The organism is Cryobacterium sp. TMT1-62 (genome assembly GCF_004403145.1).
Lineage (GTDB): Bacteria > Actinomycetota > Actinomycetes > Actinomycetales > Microbacteriaceae > Cryobacterium > Cryobacterium sandaracinum.
In genome coordinates, this window is sequence record NZ_SOGZ01000046.1 from 26,887 (window position 1) to 42,169 (window position 15,283).

Below are 15,283 nucleotides of genomic sequence, written 5' to 3' on the forward strand. Positions count from 1 at the left end.
CGGCTTTCTCAGCGGGCGAGGAGCTTGTCCGCCGCGGCGCGGGCCCACGCCTCGGCGCCGACGAGCGACTCGCGTGTGAGCGGGCCGTCCTGCTCGTGCCGTTCGACGACACGCTGGATGGTGTCGACGATGTCCAGAAACCCGATGGTGCCGGCGTGGAAAGCTGCCACGGCCTGCTCGTTCGCCGCGTTGAACACCGCGGGGTAGGTGCCGCCCGCGCGCCCGACCTGCTTGGCCAGGTCGACGGCCGGGAAAGCCGTCGTGTCGAGGGGCTCGAAGGTCCAGTCCTGCGGGATGGTCCAGTCGATCGGGGTGCCGACCGCCGCGACGCGGTTCGGCCAGTCCAGCCCGAGCGAGATCGGCAGACGCATATCCGGCGGGGACGCCTGGGCGATCGTCGATCCGTCGATGAATTCCACCATGGAGTGCACGACGGACTGCGGGTGCACGACCACATCGATGCGCTCGTATTCCACGTCGAAGAGCAGGTGCGCTTCGATCACCTCGAGGCCCTTGTTGACGAGGGTGGACGAGTTGGTCGTGACGACGAGCCCCATCTCCCAGGTAGGGTGCGCGAGCGCCTCGGCCGGCGTGACGTCGGCGAGCTGCCCGCGTCGTCGGCCACGGAACGGGCCCCCGGATGCCGTCAGCACCAGGCGTCGCACCTCGCCGGCCGTTCCCGAGCGGAGCGCCTGCGCGATGGCGGAGTGCTCGGAGTCGACGGGCACGATCTGTCCCGGCGCCGCCAGCGACTTCACCAGGTCGCCGCCGACGATGAGCGATTCCTTGTTGGCCAGGGCCAGCGTGCGACCGGCTCGCAGGGCGGCGAGAGTCGGCCCGAGGCCCACCGAGCCCGTGATGCCGTTGAGCACCACGTCGGCCTCGACGTCGCGCACGAGCTCTTCGGCCTCGTCCGCGCCGAGCGCCGTGTGCTCGACCTCGAACTCGGCGGCCTGCGCCTCGAGCATCGTCCTGTTGTTGCCGGCGGAGAGCCCGACCACCTCGAACCGGGTGGGGTTGGCCTTGATCACATCGAGGGCCTGGGTTCCGATCGAGCCGGTCGACCCGAGAATTACAACTCGTCTGCGCATCCTGCAATTTTAGGTGGCGCCGCCGCCTTTCGTGGCGGGGCGGGCCGTGGCGGTAGGGTCCAAGGATGACCGGTTCCAAAGAAGATTCCCAGGATGCAACTCCCGTCGACCTGTCGGCGGAGGAATCGGAGCGCACGAAGCGCCCCGGATTCGTCTACTTTCTCGGTTACGGCATCATGGCGCCGATCGCCCGGCTGGTATTCCGCCCCACCATCATCGGCCGGGATAACATCCCGCGCAACGGCCGCGTCATCCTGGCCAGCAACCACCTGTCGTTCATCGACAGCATCGTGATTCCGCTGGTCGCACCTCGGCGCGTGCAGTTCCTGGCCAAGTCCACCTACTTCACCGGCACCGGGTTCACGGGTTTCGTCTCGCGCACCTTCTTCACCTCGATCGGAGCGGTCGGGGTCGAACGCGGCGCGGGGCAGGCCGCCCAGGACGCTCTCGACGCCGGCCGCAACATCCTCGAATCCGACAGCGCGTTCGCGATCTACCCGGAGGGAACCCGTTCCCTCGACGGCCGCCTGTACAAGGGCCGCACGGGCGTGGCATGGCTCGCCCTCACCACGGGGGCCGTCGTGGTTCCGGTCGGGCTGATCGGCACACAGGAGATCCAGCCGGTGGGAGCGAAATTCCCGCGCATCCGCAAGGTCACGGTCACCTTCGGCGAGCCCCTCGACCTGAGCCGCCACGGTTCCGCCGAGTCCGGCAAGGCACGGCGCGGCGCGACCGACGAGATCATGGCCGCGATCCACGCCCTGTCCCGTCAGGAATTGGCCGGCCGGTACAACGAGTCGCCGCCCTCGGGAACCCTGCAAAAGATCGCCGACCGGGTCTTCCCGCGCGAACGCGTCTAGCCGCTTTCGGACCGGCCGAGCCGAGCATCCGTCGCCCGGAAACACCGCGGAAACGGGCGCGACCTAAGCTGGGGTCATGTCTGACACGTATTCGGTACCCCAGGAGCGCAAGCTCGTCACCGCCCTTCCCGGCCCCAAGTCGGTCGAATTGCAGGAACGCCGCCTGCGCGCGGTTTCCCGCGGTGCGGGCACGCTGGCGAACATCTATATGGATCACGGAGCGGGAGCGATCCTCGTCGACGTCGACGGCAACCAGATCATCGACCTCGGCTGCGGCATCGGCGTGACCACCATCGGTCACGCGAACGACGAGGTGGCCGCGGCCGCCGCGGCGCAGGCCGCCAAGCTCACCCACACCCTGTTCACCGTCACCCCGTACGAGAACTACGTGGCCGTCGCGGAGAAGCTCGCCGAGATCACCCCCGGCGACTTCGAGAAGCGCTCCATCCTGGTGAACACCGGCGCGGAAGCCGTCGAGAACGCCGTGAAGATCGCCCGCAAGTTCACCGGCCGGCGCGCCATCGTTGCGCTCGACCACGCGTTCCACGGTCGCACCAACCTGACCATGGCGATGACTTACCGCCCCTGGCCCGAGCGCGCCGGAATGGGACCGTTCCCCGGCGAGATCTACAGCGTGCCGACCAGCTACCCCTACCGTGACGGCCTGACCGGCGAAGAAGCCGCCGAGAAGACCATCGACTACATCAACACCCATATCGGCGCCACCGAGATCGCGGCCTTCTTCATCGAGCCGATCCAGGGCGACGGCGGCATCGTCATCCCCGCCCCCGGATTCTTCAAGCGCCTGAGCGAATTCTGCGCCGAGCACGGCATCGTCTTCGTCTCCGACGAGATCCAGGCCGGCATCGCCCGCACCGGCGCCTGGTACGGCATCGAGCACCACAACGTGGTGCCGGACCTCGTCACCACCGCCAAGGGCATCGCCGGCGGATTCCCGCTCGCCGCCGTCACCGGCCGCGCCGACATCATGGACTCTGTGCAGCCCGGCGGCATCGGCGGAACCTTCGGCGGCAACCCGGTCTCGACCGCGGCCGCCCTAGCCGTCTTCGACCTGATCGAGCGGGACGACCTCCTCGGCGAGGCGCGGCGCGTCGAGAAGGCCCTCTGGGCGCGCATCGGTGACTGGCCGAAGCGGTTCGCGGTCGTGGGCGACGTGCGCGGCAAGGGTGCGATGTTCGGGGTGGAGCTCGTTCACCCGGGCACGAACACACCGTACCCCGAGGCTCTCACCGCGATCATCAAGCACGCGACCACCAACGGCGTCATCGTGCTGGATGCCGGCAGCTGGGACTCGGTGCTGCGCATCATGCCGTCGGTCGTCATCTCCGAGGCGCTGATCGACGATGCCGCCTCCGTTATCGAGGAAACCCTCGCCGCCTTGTCCGGCCCGTAGTACCGATAGAACCCCGGGTATGTGGCGGCGAGCGTGCGGCGGAAGCCGTCTGATCGCCGCCGCCGCAGGGAGCACGGCCACCGACCGCACGTTGCGGTGACCGGGTCGGCGTCACACCTCAGTATCGGCGAGCGCCACCGTCTGCGGCTGGTGAATGACGGGGAAGTTCACGGATGCGCCGATGAAACAGAGGCCGGCGGCCTCCGCGTGCAGGGACTGCGCGAGTTCGACCTGGCCGGGGTCGGCAACCGTGACGCGCGGTCGCAGAGTCACCTCGGTGAAGTGGCCGCCACCATCCGTCGTCTGGGCCATCGACCCGGTCGCGTCGTCGGTATAGTCGACGACCTGCACGCCGTGCTTCACGGCGACGTGCAGGTAGCTCATCAGGTGGCATTCGCTGAGGGCGGCCAGCAGCAGTTCCTCCGGGTTCCAACGGTCGGCGTCCCCGTGGAAGGTCGGATCGGCCGATGCACTTATCGGCTCCTTGCCGGGGGCGGTGATCAGGTGATCCCGGCCGTAGTCCCGGTAGCTGCTCGTGCCGGTGCCTCGGTTGCCTGTCCAGGCGATGTTCACGGAGTAGTGGTGGTGTGCACCGATCACGGCGCCTCCTTCGATTTGCGCGGCTCTGCGGGCCGATTCGCGGCCGACAACGGGCCGTAACACGGCCAGGGAACCGATTGTCGCAGCAATTCGCCGCGCCTCCCGTCGCATCGATCGGTAAACTGGTCAGATCATGACTGACACGCTGACGCCTTCGACCTCCCCGTCCACCCCCGCCGCACTGGTTTACACCGTGCCGCAGGAACGCAAGATCGTGACCGCGATCCCGGGTCCGCGCTCGAAAGAACTCCAGCAGCGCAGGCTCGCCGTCGTCTCCGGCGGCGTCGCATCCGCTTTGCCCGTCTACATCGCCAAGGCGAACGGCGCCATCCTCGTCGACGTCGACGGCAACCAGTTCATCGACTTGGGCGCCGGCATCGGTGTGACCACGATCGGCCACACCGAGACCAGCGTGGTCGCGGCCGCCGTCGAACAGACCCAGGACTTCATCCACACCCTCTTCACCATCACGCCCTACGAGGAGTATGTGCGCGTCTGCGAGCTTCTCGCCGAGCACACCCCCGGCTCCTGGCCGAAGAAGTCGGTGCTGATCAACTCGGGCGCCGAGGCCGTCGAGAACGGTGTCAAGATCGCCCGCAAGCACACCGGCCGCCGCGCCGTCGCCGTGCTCGACCACGCTTACCACGGTCGCACGGTGCTGACCATGGCCATGAACTACAAGGCCATGCCCTACGCCACCGGCTACGGCCCCCTCGCCAGCGATGTCTACCACGCCCCCAGCTCCTACCCGTATCACGACGGTCTGAGCGGGGCGGATGCCGCGGCGCGCACGATCGCGTACCTCGAGAAGGTCGTCGGACCCACCGACCTGGCTTGCCTGGTCGTCGAGCCCATCCAGGGTGAGGGTGGCTTCATGGTTCCGGCCGAGGGCTACTTCAACGCCCTGCAGACCTGGTGCACCGCGAACGGCGTCGTCATGATCGCAGACGAGATCCAGAGCGGCATGGCCCGCACCGGCAAGTACTACGCCAGCGAGCACTTCGGCTGGACCCCCGACCTCGTGCTCACCGCCAAGGGCATCGCCGGCGGCATGCCGCTGGCCGCCGTCACCGGCCGCGCCGAGATCATGGATTCCTCGCAGCCCGGCGGCCTCGGCGGAACCTTCGGCGGTAACCCGGTCTCCTGCGCAGCGGCCATAGCGGTCTTCGAGTCGATTGAGCGAGGCGATCTGCTCGCCGAGGGTGTGCGTATCGAGAACACCCTGCGCGCCGGCCTCGGTTCTCTCAAGGAGAAGTACGACATCATCGGCGAGATCCGCGGTCGCGGCGCCATGATCGCCATCGAACTCGTGCAGCCGGGCACCGGTGACACGGAGAAGGCGCCGAACGCCGCCGCAGTGTCCTCCATCGCCGCCTACGCCGCCCAGCACGGCGTGTTGCTGCTCACCGCCGGAACCTACGGCAACGTGCTGCGCTTCCTCCCGAGCCTGGCCGTGAGTGATGCCCTCCTGAACGATGCCCTCTCGGTCATCGACGACGCCATCGCCGCGCTTTAGGCGCGAAGCACACACCGTGACAACGACATTCGAGGTGCCAATCCACGCCGGGCAGACGTTCTTCGTCCCCGATGCGGTCGAACTGGCCGTGGTCGAGCGCAGCGGCTTCATCGAATCGAGGCATGCCGGCAGCGCGGTCGTGCTCACCAGCGAGGGCGCGGTCCTACGCGCCCTCGGCGATGTGACCACCCCGATCTTCCCGCGGTCGTCGATGAAGCCCTTCCAGGCCATCGCCGTGATGGCCAGCGGGGTCACCCTGCGCGGGGAAGACGCCGCCATCGCGACCGCCAGCCACACCGGAACGCAGCGCCACGCCGACCTCGTGCGCGGGCTCCTCGCCCGCGCCGGCATCCCCGAGACGGCGCTCGCCTGCCCGGCGGCCTGGCCGGACGACTCCCCCACCCGCGACGCCCTGGTGCGACTGGGGGCCGCCAAGGCCCCGATCTACATGAACTGCTCGGGCAAGCACGCCGCGATGCTCGTGGCCTGCCAGCAGAACGGCTGGGCGCTGTCTGGATACTTGGAGCCGGCGCATCCGTTGCAGAAGCGCATTCTCGACGTGGTGGAGCGCTTCACCGGCGAGCGGCCGTCGGCGTCGGGCATCGACGGATGTGGCGCGCCGGTTCACGCGCTGTCCCTCACCGCTCTGGCACGCGGCATCGCCCGCATCGCCACGTCCAAGTCAAACTCGCCGTTCGCGATCTACCGCGAGGCCGGCTTCCTCGGCGAGGCAATACGGCAGAACGGCTGGGTCATCGCCGGACCCGGCATGCCCGACACGGTCGTGATCGACCGCCTCGGACTGTTCGTGAAGACCGGCGCGGAGGGCATCTGCGTCGCCTCCGCCGCCAACGGCACGACGGTCGCCCTCAAGATTCTCGACGGCAGCCTGCGGGCAACCACCATCGTGGCCCTGCGTCTGCTCGCGGACTCCGGTGCGATCGCACACAGCGACGTCGAGGCCATTCTGCCCGAGCTGCACCTGATGGTGCTGGGCGGTGGGCTCCCGGTCGGGGAGATCCGCGCCAGCTACGTGTAGGGCGCGGGCCGGGAGTCAGCCCAGTTTTGCCAGCCGCTTCTCCTTGGCCGCCCGGGATACCTGGGCGGTGACCACGATCACCAGGGCGAAAATGAACACCGCCGACGCGATCACGTTCGCCTCGGCCGGGATCCCCCGGGCTGCGGACACGTAGATGTACTTGGGGAACGTGGTGACGGCGCCGGAGTTGAAGTTGGTGATGATGAAGTCATCGAAGCTCAGCGCGAAGGAGAGCAGCGCGGCCGCCAGGATGCCGGGCAGCAGGAGCGGAAAGGTGATCCGCGCGAACACCTGGGTTGCCGAGCCGTAGAGGTCTCGACCGGCCTCCTCGAGCGCGGGGTCGAGGCTCGCGACACGCGCCTTGACCGTCACCACCACGAAGCTGATGCAGAACATAGTGTGAGCCAGAATGATCGTAGACATGTCCTTCGGAACGCCGAGCGACAGGAACTGCGCGGCCAGGCCGGCGCCGAGCACGACTTCCGGCGTGGCCATCGGCAGGAACAGGAGCAGGCTCGTCTGCGACCGGAACCGGAACCGGTACCGCACGAGGGCGATCGCGATCATGGTGCCGAGCGTGGTCGCGGCCACCGTGGCCACCACGCCGATCAGGATGCTGTTGCCGAACGCCTCGCAGACGGCGCCGTTCTGCACTTGGCACACGTTCAGCCACTTGTCGAAGGTGAACCCGCGCCAGGTGATGTTGGACTTGAGCGAGTCGTTGAACGAGAACACGAACGTGTAGACGATCGGCACCATCAGGAAGATCAGCGCCAGCACCGTGTAAAGCGGCAGCAACCACTTGCCCAGGGAGATTTTCACAGCAGCTCCTCCGTGCCCGACCGTTTGACGTAGACGCTCACGATCACCAGGATCACCGACATCAGGATGATCGACAGCGCGGCCGCCGCCGGATAATTCTGCAGCACCAGGAAGTTGGCCTCGATCACGTTACCGATCATCTGGGTGTCCGGTCCGCCGAGGAAGTCCCGGCTCGCGTTGATGTAGTCGCCGGCCGCCGGGATGAAGGTCAGCAGGGTTCCGGCCACGATGCCGGGCATCGACAGCGGGATCGTGATCTTGCGGAACACGTCGAACGGATGCGCGTAGAGGTCGCTGCCGGCCTCGAGGTAGCGCAGGTCGAGCCGTTCGAGCGTCGTGTAGAGCGGCAGGGTCATGAACGGGATGAAGTTGTAGGTGAGCCCGAAGATGACGGCGAAAGCAGTGCCCGTGAAATGGGCATCCGGTGCCAGCAACGACAGAGCCTTGAGCGAGGTGATCACGAACGACTCGTCGGACAGGAGCTGCTTCCAGGCCAGGGTGCGCAGCAGGAAGCTGATGAAGAACGGGGCGATCACCAGCACCAGCATGAGGCTCTGCAGCAACGGCCAGGGCCGCGCCTTCACGCCGATAAAGTACGCCAGCGGGTAGCTGAACACCAGGGCGAGCAGCGTGGCGATCAGCGCGTAGCCGAAGGAGCGCATGATGTGCGGCCAGTAGGCCGTGATGACGTCGACGTAGTTCTCCCAGCGGAAGGCGTAGGAGTACTGGCCGACGTCGCCGAATTCCGAGGGGGCCTGGAACGACGTCAGCAGCAGCGAGACGAGGGGGGCCAGAAAGAACAGCACCAGGTAGAGGATGCCCGGCAACAGCAGGAGCAGCGCGATCGGGCTCTTTCGGCGCGGCGCCGGTTCGGGCGCGGTGGTGCTGGTGGAGAATGCCGCGAACGCCACCCTAGGCTCCCTCAAGCTCCGTGAGCAGGGAGGAGCGTTTCTGGGTCGCGATGCTCCGGGTGCTGTCGTCCGCCTCGAAACGGGGCTCCGCCGAGGCGTCGTCCTCGAGCCCGAAGCCGTGTTCGATGTTCCAGTCCAGCCAGACCTCGGACCCCTCATGGGCGACGGGGCCGAACGCCATGTTCTGCGCGAAGACGATGAGGGTGCCGACGCCGACGACCTCGACCAGGTACTGGGTGCTGACCCCGCTGAACGAGACGTCGATCACCCGGCCGGGACCCATCAGGTTGCGGGCGACGTCGGCGACGGGCTCGGTCACGTGCAGGGTCAGCTTCTCCGGGCGGACGCCGATCGTGACCTCGCCGGTGTGCCGGTGCGCGCGCGCCGCCGGAACCACGATTTTCTGGCCGGCCACGGCCACGGAGATGGCCTCGCTCGTGCTACCGACCACGGGGCCGGTGAACAGGTTCGACTGGCCGAGGAAGTTAGCGACGAACGCCGTGCGCGGCAGCTCGTAGAGTTCCTCGGGGGCGCCCATCTGCTCGATCCGGCCCTTGTTCATGACCGCGACGGTATCGGCCATGGTCATGGCCTCCTCCTGGTCGTGGGTGACGTGCAGAAACGTGAGGCCGACCTCCTCCTGGATGGTCTTGAGCTCGAGCTGCATCTGGCGCCGCAGCTTCAGGTCGAGCGCCCCGAGGGGCTCGTCGAGCAGCAACAGGGCCGGCCGGTTGACGATCGCGCGGGCGAGGGCCACGCGCTGCTGCTGTCCGCCGGAGAGCTGTTGCGGGCGGCGGGCGGCGAGGTGGTCCAGTTCCACCAGGCGGAGCGCCTCGTGAGCCTTGGCGACCGGGTCGTCCATCCGCCGGCGGCGCAGCCCGAAGGCGACGTTCTCCAACACTGTCATGTGCGGGAAGAGGGCATAACTCTGGAACACCGTGTTGACCGGACGCTGGAAGGATTTCTGGTTCGTCACATCCGTGCCCCCGATCAGGATGCGCCCGGCCGTCGGTTCCTCGAGGCCGGCCACCAAGCGCAGGGTCGTGGTCTTGCCGCAGCCGGACGGGCCGAGCAGCGCGAAGAACGACCCCGCGGGGATCTTCAGGTCGAGATGCTCGATAGCGGTGAAGCCCGGGAACCTCTTCTGGATACCCACCAGCTCCAGGTCGGCCCCCGCGCTGGCGAATTCTCCGTTGGCCATCCCTACGAGCCCAGCAGGATGCCCTGGAAGGCGGCGTCGTACTTTTGCTCCTCCGCGCCGGTCAGGGTGCGGAAGACGCGAGCCTTGGCCAGGGTCGTGTCGTCCGGGAAGATCAGCTGGTTGTTCGCGAGCTCGGGGTCGATCGCCATCGCGGCTTCCTTGGCGCCGGCGACGGGGGTGATGTAGTTCACGTAGGCGGCGACCTCGGCGGCGACGGCCGGGTCGTAGTAGTAGTCGATGAGTTTCTCGACATTCTTCTTGTGCGTGGAGCCGATCGGCACCAGAAAGTTGTCGTTCCAGAGGGTGCCGCCCTTGTCGGGGACCACAAACTCCCATTTGTCCCCGTTCTCGGCGTTGAGCTGCACGATGTCGCCGGACCAGACGATGGCGGCGAGGGTGTCCTCGTTGATGAGGTCTTCCTTGTACGCATTGCCCTTGATGTTGCGAACCTGGCCGTCGCCGACCTGTTTCTCCAGCACGTCGATCGCGGCGAAGAACTCGTCGTCGCCCCAGTCGCCCGCGATGTCGACACCCATGTCGAGCATGATCAGTCCCATGGTGTCGCGCATCTCGGACAGAACGCCGACCCGGCCCTTGAGGTCGGAGCTCCACAGGTCCTCGACCGAGGCGATGCCGTTCGGAAGTTTCTCCTTGTTCCAGCAGATGCCGGCGAACCCGCCCTGCCACGGCACGCTCATCTTGCGGCCGGGGTCGAAGCCCACGTCTTTCAGGGACGGGAGCAGGTTTTTCAAGTTGGGGATGTTGGCCTGGTCGAGTTCCTGGGTGTAGCCGAACCGGATCCAACGGCCGACCATCCAGTCGGTCAGGCAGACGGTGTCGGCGCCGATGTCCTGGCCGAGGGCGAGCTGGTCCTTGACCTTGCCGTAGTAGGTGTTGTTGTCGTCGACGGCCTCGGTGTACTCGACCTTGATGCCGGTTTCGGTCGTGAACGCATCCAGTGTGGGGTAGTCGCCGGCGTCATCGACGTCGATGTAGAGCGCCCAGTTGTCCCAGCGCACGAGCTTGCTGCTGTCGGACTCGTCGGGGGCGGCGGTGGGCTTCGTGGCCCCTCCGGTCGAGCATGCGGCGAGCGCCAGGGCTGCGGCCCCTCCACCGGCTCCGGCGAGCAGAGCGCGGCGCCCCATCGTGGTCGCCCGGGCCTGACGGACCAGCTGAGCGATCATGGGATCTGCGGGCAACGGCCTGGGCTTCATGGTCGGGTCTCCTTGCACTTCTCAGCGGATGAGCTCTCACAGCTTTCATTGCGAGTTGCTAGATACTTGCACAGGAGCGCCCCCTGCGCACCCAAGAGTGACCGAATCGTTAATTTCTGGTCAGATCACGCACGAAATCAGCACTCTATGGCGACACTCTCAATCGAAATGAGCTGTTCGGCGGCGGTAGGATTTCGCTCAGGCCAGAGTGGTCCACCGCCCGGAGGTCCACCGCTGAGGGTTTGAACCAATTTGACGGAGATTTTCACCATAAAGGCCGTTTTTGGCCCCAAAAACGGTTTTTGAATCAAAATCTCCGTCGAATTCGGTAGACAAGGGAGCGCCATGAAGGTCGCAGTTCCGGCAGAAATCAAGAACAACGAGTTCCGGGTGGCGATCACCCCGGCCGGCGTACACGACCTCGTGGCGCACGGGCACGAGGTGTTGATCGAAACGGGGGCCGGGCTCGGCTCCGGGCTCAGCGACGAGAGCTATGCGGCGGCGGGCGCGACGATCATGCCGGATGCCGCGTCAACCTGGGCTGCCGCCGACCTGCTGCTCAAGGTGAAGGAGCCCGTGGCCAGCGAGTACGGTTATTTTCGCCCCGATCTGCTGCTGTTCACCTACCTGCACCTGGCCGCGGAACCAGCCCTGACCCGTGCGCTGCTGGAGGGCGGTGTCACCTCGATCGCCTACGAGACCGTGCAGCTGCCGACGCGGGCGCTGCCGCTGCTCGCGCCGATGAGCGAGGTTGCGGGCCGCCTGGCACCCATCGTCGGCGCCAACGCGATGCTCAAGCCCAACGGCGGACCGGGCCTGCTCGTGCCCGGAGTGCCCGGAACGCATCCGGCTCGGGTCACCGTGCTCGGCGGCGGTGTGGCCGGCACGGCAGCCATGCAGGTCGCCCTCGGGCTCGGCGCCCAGGTGACCGTGCTCGACACCAACCTGTTCCGCCTGCGCGAAATCGACGCGCTGTACTACGGGCGGGTGCAGACCATCGCCTCGAACAGCTACGAGATCGACCGGGCGCTGGTGTTGTCCGACCTGGTGATCGGATCGGTCCTGATCCCCGGGGCCAGGGCCCCCAAGCTGGTCAGCAACGAGCTCGTGTCCCGGATGAAGCCGGGCAGCGTGCTCGTGGACATCGCTGTGGATCAGGGCGGCTGCTTCGCCGACTCCCACCCGACGACGCACGCCGATCCGACGTTCACTGTGCATCAGTCCCTGTTCTACTGCGTGGCGAACATGCCCGGGGCCGTGCCGAGCACGTCCACCTATGCGCTCACCAACGCCACGCTTCCCTATGTTCGGCTGATCGCGAACCGAGGCTGGAAGGACGCGCTCCGAACGGATGCCGCGCTCGCTTTCGGCCTGTCCACGGTCGGCGGCCTCATCACCAGCGGCCCGGTCGCGAGTGCGCACTCGCTGCCGCTCCGCGGTCTGGTGGACGCGCTGGCCTGATCCACGGCGGGACGGCGGCGGGGCCGGCACCGCTGAACTGTGCTGCGGGACTGTGCTGCGGGACTTCGCCCCGGGACTTCGCGGCCGGCGGCTACACGACCTGGGCCCGCAGCGTGGCCCGGTGCACGGCGCCGTCCGGGCGCAGTACCCACACCCGACCTCGGTTGGGTGCCAACGGCGGAGGCAGGTCCCGGCGTCGGCTGATGGCCCGGTAGTCGGCCAGGCTGCAGCCGTCGAAGACCAGGTCCGCGTGCGGGCGCAGGGCACCCAGCAGGGACCACTGCGCCTGCCACGCGTCCACGTCTCCGACGAAGGCGGTGCCTGATTGTGACTCGCTCAGCCGGAGCGATGCGCCTGCCTGCGCGGCCTCCGCCAGCTCGCCGTGGGACACCGCCGCGAGGTCGACGACCCGCGCGCCGGGGACCGTTCCCAGCACTGCGGCCGAGCGGGACGGCGAGTCCGACACGACGAGAAGGGTCTGCCCGGGCCGCCCCAGGAGCGCGGCGGCATCCGTGCGTGGCTCGATGTCCCGCTGCGCCGCGACATCCGGGATTGCACCGCTCTGCTCCGGCGCGAGGAGCTGGATGCGATGGTCCTGCCAGCTCCCGCCGCCGGGCGGAAGGCGGTCGTCGAACAGGGCAGCCACTCCTCCGGCCGCGACGTGCTCGGCGACATCGGGCAGGCGCAGCACCAGCCGTCTCTGACACAGGGCAGGCAGGGACTGCAGCGATCCGGTGAGCCTTTGCGCGGCGATGACGATCCGCAGGCCGCCCTCCGCGCCGTCGCGGAGCAGCCCGGCGAGCAGTTCGAGGGCCGCCGGACGGTGCTCCTGGTCCCAGCGGGCATGCACGCTATCGAAGTCGTCGAGAAGCAGCAGCCTGGCAGCCGGACTCCCGCCGGCGTCGAGGCATTGGCGCGCCTTGACGAGGCAGTCCCACACCGCCTCGACGTCCGCTCCGAGCAGCACGGCATCTCCAAAGGGCGCGAACCCCGCCGCGACCGACGCAAGCGCAGTTGACTTGCCCGAGCGGGGACCGCCGATCACGAGCAGGCTGCCCTCGGCGATCGGCTCGTAGCGGGCCACCCGGTAGCGCTGCAGTTCCGGCTCGTCGAGCAAGCCCAGCAGACCGCCGGGCGCGGCACGAGCGTCGGGAACGGCACGGTCGTGCCCGGCCGCCACCGCGGCGCCGCCGAACGCACTCTCGTCGGCCGCCGTTCCGCCCGCGACGAGGGCGAGGAGGTCCTCGCGGCTTACCGTCTGAGGCAGCAGGTCGAGCCAGGGGCGCCGAGGGTTCGGCGCATCGGCATCCGCGACTGCGAGGGAGCGGATCTCGCGCGGCGAGGTCGTCGCCACCTGGCAGAGCACGGGCCCCGAGGAGTCCGCGGCGATCAGGCAGCGGCCGGCTTGGTCCGCGCCGAGGGCCGCGGCCGCATCCGTGCCCAGCACCGCCACGCTGTCGGCGCGGTTGTTCACCCGCAGCGACACCCGCAGCGTGCAGTTGGCGAGCAGGGCGTCACGCACCACACCGGTGGGCCGCTGGGTGCAGAGGATCAGGTGCACGCCCAGCGACCGGCCCCGCGCGGCTATGTCGACGAACAGAGCGTGCAGGTCGGGGAATGCGGTGAGCATGGTCGCGAATTCGTCGACCACGATCACGAGCCGCGGAAGCGCCCCGCCGGCATCCTGCCTCCGCAGGTCCACGATGTCACGCGCGCCGGCACGCCCGAGTACGCGTTCGCGATACCGCAGCTCGGCGGCCAGGCTGGCCAGCGCCCGGGCGGCCTGGTGCACGTCCAGGTCGGTGATCAAACCCACGCAGTGGGGAAGGGCGCAGAGCGGGGCGAACGCGGCCCCACCCTTGAAATCGACCAGGAGGAACGTCACCTCGTCGGGGCCGGCCACCGCCGCCATCGCCGCCACCCAGGTCACCAGCAGTTCGCTTTTGCCGCTGCCGGTCGTGCCGCCGACGACCGCGTGCGGCCCTGCCCCGACCAGGTCGAGCGACACCTCCCCCGCTTCTCCCACCCCGATGACGCAACGGAGGTTCGGCGATTGGGGCTGCCCATGCGGTGCCCGATACCCGGGCTGGAAGCCAGAGAGCTCACCAAGGGCAACGGATGCGGGGACTCGCCGCGCATTCTGGACCAATCCAGCCGCCGAGGCCCGGGCGCTTAGCACGCGGGCGACCACGATCGCCTGTTCGACGGTAATCAGCTCGGGCCGGAAGCCACTCCCCCAGGCGTGCACGCTGGAGCGCAGCACCTCAGCCCGGCCGGGACCCTGCAACCGCACGATGGTGTCGCAGCCCCACGGCAATTCGGCAAGAGTGCCGGCCAGGGCGACGACCAACCCCGACCCTTTGGGTGCCCCGCCCGACGGCGCCTGGCAGATCACGAGGCGGCGGGCGCAGGACTGCCCAGTGTCATGCGGGAGGGCGACCGCCCATTCCCAACCGCGATCAGGCACGGTGAGTCCGACCTGGTCTGGAGCCAGGGAGCAGGCCAGCTGCACCAGCAGCCCGCGGGCCAGCGCCTGCCCGAGCGACAGCGGTCCGACGATGCCGATACCACCGCCGGCATCAGCGTCGATCGGTGCCTCGGTGAGCGTGGCCGCCCAGTCGCGCACGTCGCGATGCTCGTCGGGAGCGGCGCCACCGTCGAGGCGTAGCCCGCTGGGCACCGCACCGGAGCCCAGGCTCACGTCTGCTCCCGAACCGGTCCAACGGATGGCGGCGTGCGGGGCGGCGACGATGCTGTTGGCCGAGGGCGTGCGCCGCCAGTGCGCGCGAAGCAGCTCCTCATGGCGCAGGGCCACCTCGGCCCGCAGTGTCGCCAGTGCCTGCCCCTGGTCGAGGGCGTTGGTACGCCGGGTGCGGCGGCCCGTGCGCCGCGCGTCGAGCATGCCGGCCACGGCGATGACCGGGCCGAGCACCGCGAAGATCAGCACGAAGGCTGAGCCCGTGATCAGCCAGATCGCCCCGGCCGCGGCCAGCGGCGCCACGCTCGCGATGAGTGGGAAGCCAGGCGGCGGCAGGTCGGCCGGGCGGGTGGGGAGGGTCAGCGGGACATCGGCTCGGATCACCGCATCAGTCCATCACTCCGGAGGCAGGCGCCACCGCGCGCGCCGGCATCGGTCCCGGGATGACGGCCGGCC

12 protein-coding genes are annotated in these 15,283 nt (G+C 68.4%); 5 read left to right on the forward strand and 7 right to left on the reverse strand.

Annotated features, from left to right (window positions below):
* Window positions 1–8: 8 nt before the first annotated feature.
* Complete coding sequence (gene dxr / locus E3T34_RS13680; protein WP_104100273.1) at window positions 9–1,091, reverse strand: 1-deoxy-D-xylulose-5-phosphate reductoisomerase; 1,083 nt, start codon at window positions 1,089–1,091, stop codon at window positions 9–11.
* A gap of 65 nt (window positions 1,092–1,156) precedes the next feature.
* Here dxr and E3T34_RS13685 point away from each other — a divergent pair, with 65 nt between their 5' ends.
* On the forward strand, window positions 1,157–1,951 hold the full coding sequence (locus E3T34_RS13685) for a 1-acyl-sn-glycerol-3-phosphate acyltransferase (RefSeq protein ID WP_134343309.1): 795 nt from the start codon (window positions 1,157–1,159) through the stop codon (window positions 1,949–1,951).
* A 76-nt stretch (window positions 1,952–2,027) separates the two neighbouring features.
* On the forward strand, window positions 2,028–3,365 hold the full coding sequence (locus tag E3T34_RS13690) for an aminotransferase class III-fold pyridoxal phosphate-dependent enzyme (RefSeq protein WP_134343310.1): 1,338 nt from the start codon (window positions 2,028–2,030) through the stop codon (window positions 3,363–3,365).
* A gap of 111 nt (window positions 3,366–3,476) precedes the next feature.
* Here the strand turns inward: E3T34_RS13690 and E3T34_RS13695 are convergent, their stop codons facing one another.
* Complete coding sequence (locus E3T34_RS13695; RefSeq protein WP_134343321.1) at window positions 3,477–3,962, reverse strand: OsmC family protein; 486 nt, start codon at window positions 3,960–3,962, stop codon at window positions 3,477–3,479.
* 136 nt (window positions 3,963–4,098) lie between these two features.
* Here E3T34_RS13695 and gabT point away from each other — a divergent pair, with 136 nt between their 5' ends.
* Both gabT and E3T34_RS13705 read left to right on the forward strand, forming a co-directional pair.
* Complete coding sequence (gabT, locus tag E3T34_RS13700; RefSeq protein WP_104100276.1) at window positions 4,099–5,481, forward strand: 4-aminobutyrate--2-oxoglutarate transaminase; 1,383 nt, start codon at window positions 4,099–4,101, stop codon at window positions 5,479–5,481.
* A 16-nt stretch (window positions 5,482–5,497) separates the two neighbouring features.
* The gene (locus tag E3T34_RS13705; RefSeq protein ID WP_233191307.1) at window positions 5,498–6,520 is read left to right on the forward strand and encodes an asparaginase; all 1,023 of its coding nucleotides are present in this window, start codon (window positions 5,498–5,500) and stop codon (window positions 6,518–6,520) included.
* A gap of 15 nt (window positions 6,521–6,535) precedes the next feature.
* On the opposite strand, the gene E3T34_RS13710 is transcribed toward E3T34_RS13705, so the two are convergent.
* Genes E3T34_RS13710 through E3T34_RS13725 form a run of 4 tightly spaced genes read right to left on the reverse strand, consistent with a single transcriptional unit; the run spans window position 6,536 to window position 10,668 of the window.
* Complete coding sequence (locus E3T34_RS13710; protein WP_174720187.1) at window positions 6,536–7,342, reverse strand: ABC transporter permease; 807 nt, start codon at window positions 7,340–7,342, stop codon at window positions 6,536–6,538.
* Window positions 7,339–8,253: an ABC transporter permease gene (locus tag E3T34_RS13715; RefSeq protein WP_104100278.1), complete on the reverse strand. Its 915-nt coding sequence runs from the start codon at window positions 8,251–8,253 to the stop codon at window positions 7,339–7,341. Before E3T34_RS13715 ends, E3T34_RS13710 begins: the two co-directional genes overlap by 4 nt.
* Window position 8,254: 1 nt before the next feature.
* Complete coding sequence (locus tag E3T34_RS13720; protein ID WP_134343311.1) at window positions 8,255–9,454, reverse strand: ABC transporter ATP-binding protein; 1,200 nt, start codon at window positions 9,452–9,454, stop codon at window positions 8,255–8,257.
* A 2-nt stretch (window positions 9,455–9,456) separates the two neighbouring features.
* Complete coding sequence (locus E3T34_RS13725) at window positions 9,457–10,668, reverse strand: spermidine/putrescine ABC transporter substrate-binding protein (protein ID WP_104100280.1); 1,212 nt, start codon at window positions 10,666–10,668, stop codon at window positions 9,457–9,459.
* A 345-nt stretch (window positions 10,669–11,013) separates the two neighbouring features.
* Between E3T34_RS13725 and ald the strand changes: the two genes are divergently transcribed.
* Complete coding sequence (ald, locus tag E3T34_RS13730) at window positions 11,014–12,129, forward strand: alanine dehydrogenase (RefSeq protein ID WP_104100281.1); 1,116 nt, start codon at window positions 11,014–11,016, stop codon at window positions 12,127–12,129.
* Window positions 12,130–12,220: 91 nt separating this feature from the next.
* On the opposite strand, the gene E3T34_RS13735 is transcribed toward ald, so the two are convergent.
* Window positions 12,221–15,211 carry an FtsK/SpoIIIE domain-containing protein gene (locus E3T34_RS13735; RefSeq protein WP_134343312.1) on the reverse strand — a complete coding sequence of 997 codons (2,991 nt, stop codon included), beginning with the start codon at window positions 15,209–15,211 and terminating at the stop codon, window positions 12,221–12,223.
* Window positions 15,212–15,283: the final 72 nt, after the last annotated feature.

Bases quoted from the DNA above. Each gene is read 5' to 3' on its own strand.
- E3T34_RS13690 (WP_134343310.1), top strand. From the start codon at position 2,028: ATGTCTGACACGTATTCGGTACCCCAGGAGCGCAAGCTCGTCACCGCC.
- E3T34_RS13725 (WP_104100280.1), bottom strand. From the start codon at position 10,668: ATGAAGCCCAGGCCGTTGCCCGCAGATCCCATGATCGCTCAGCTGGTC.
- dxr (WP_104100273.1), bottom strand. From the start codon at position 1,091: ATGCGCAGACGAGTTGTAATTCTCGGGTCGACCGGCTCGATCGGAACC.
- ald (WP_104100281.1), top strand. From the start codon at position 11,014: ATGAAGGTCGCAGTTCCGGCAGAAATCAAGAACAACGAGTTCCGGGTG.
- gabT (WP_104100276.1), top strand. From the start codon at position 4,099: ATGACTGACACGCTGACGCCTTCGACCTCCCCGTCCACCCCCGCCGCA.
- E3T34_RS13685 (WP_134343309.1), top strand. From the start codon at position 1,157: ATGACCGGTTCCAAAGAAGATTCCCAGGATGCAACTCCCGTCGACCTG.
- E3T34_RS13720 (WP_134343311.1), bottom strand. From the start codon at position 9,454: ATGGCCAACGGAGAATTCGCCAGCGCGGGGGCCGACCTGGAGCTGGTG.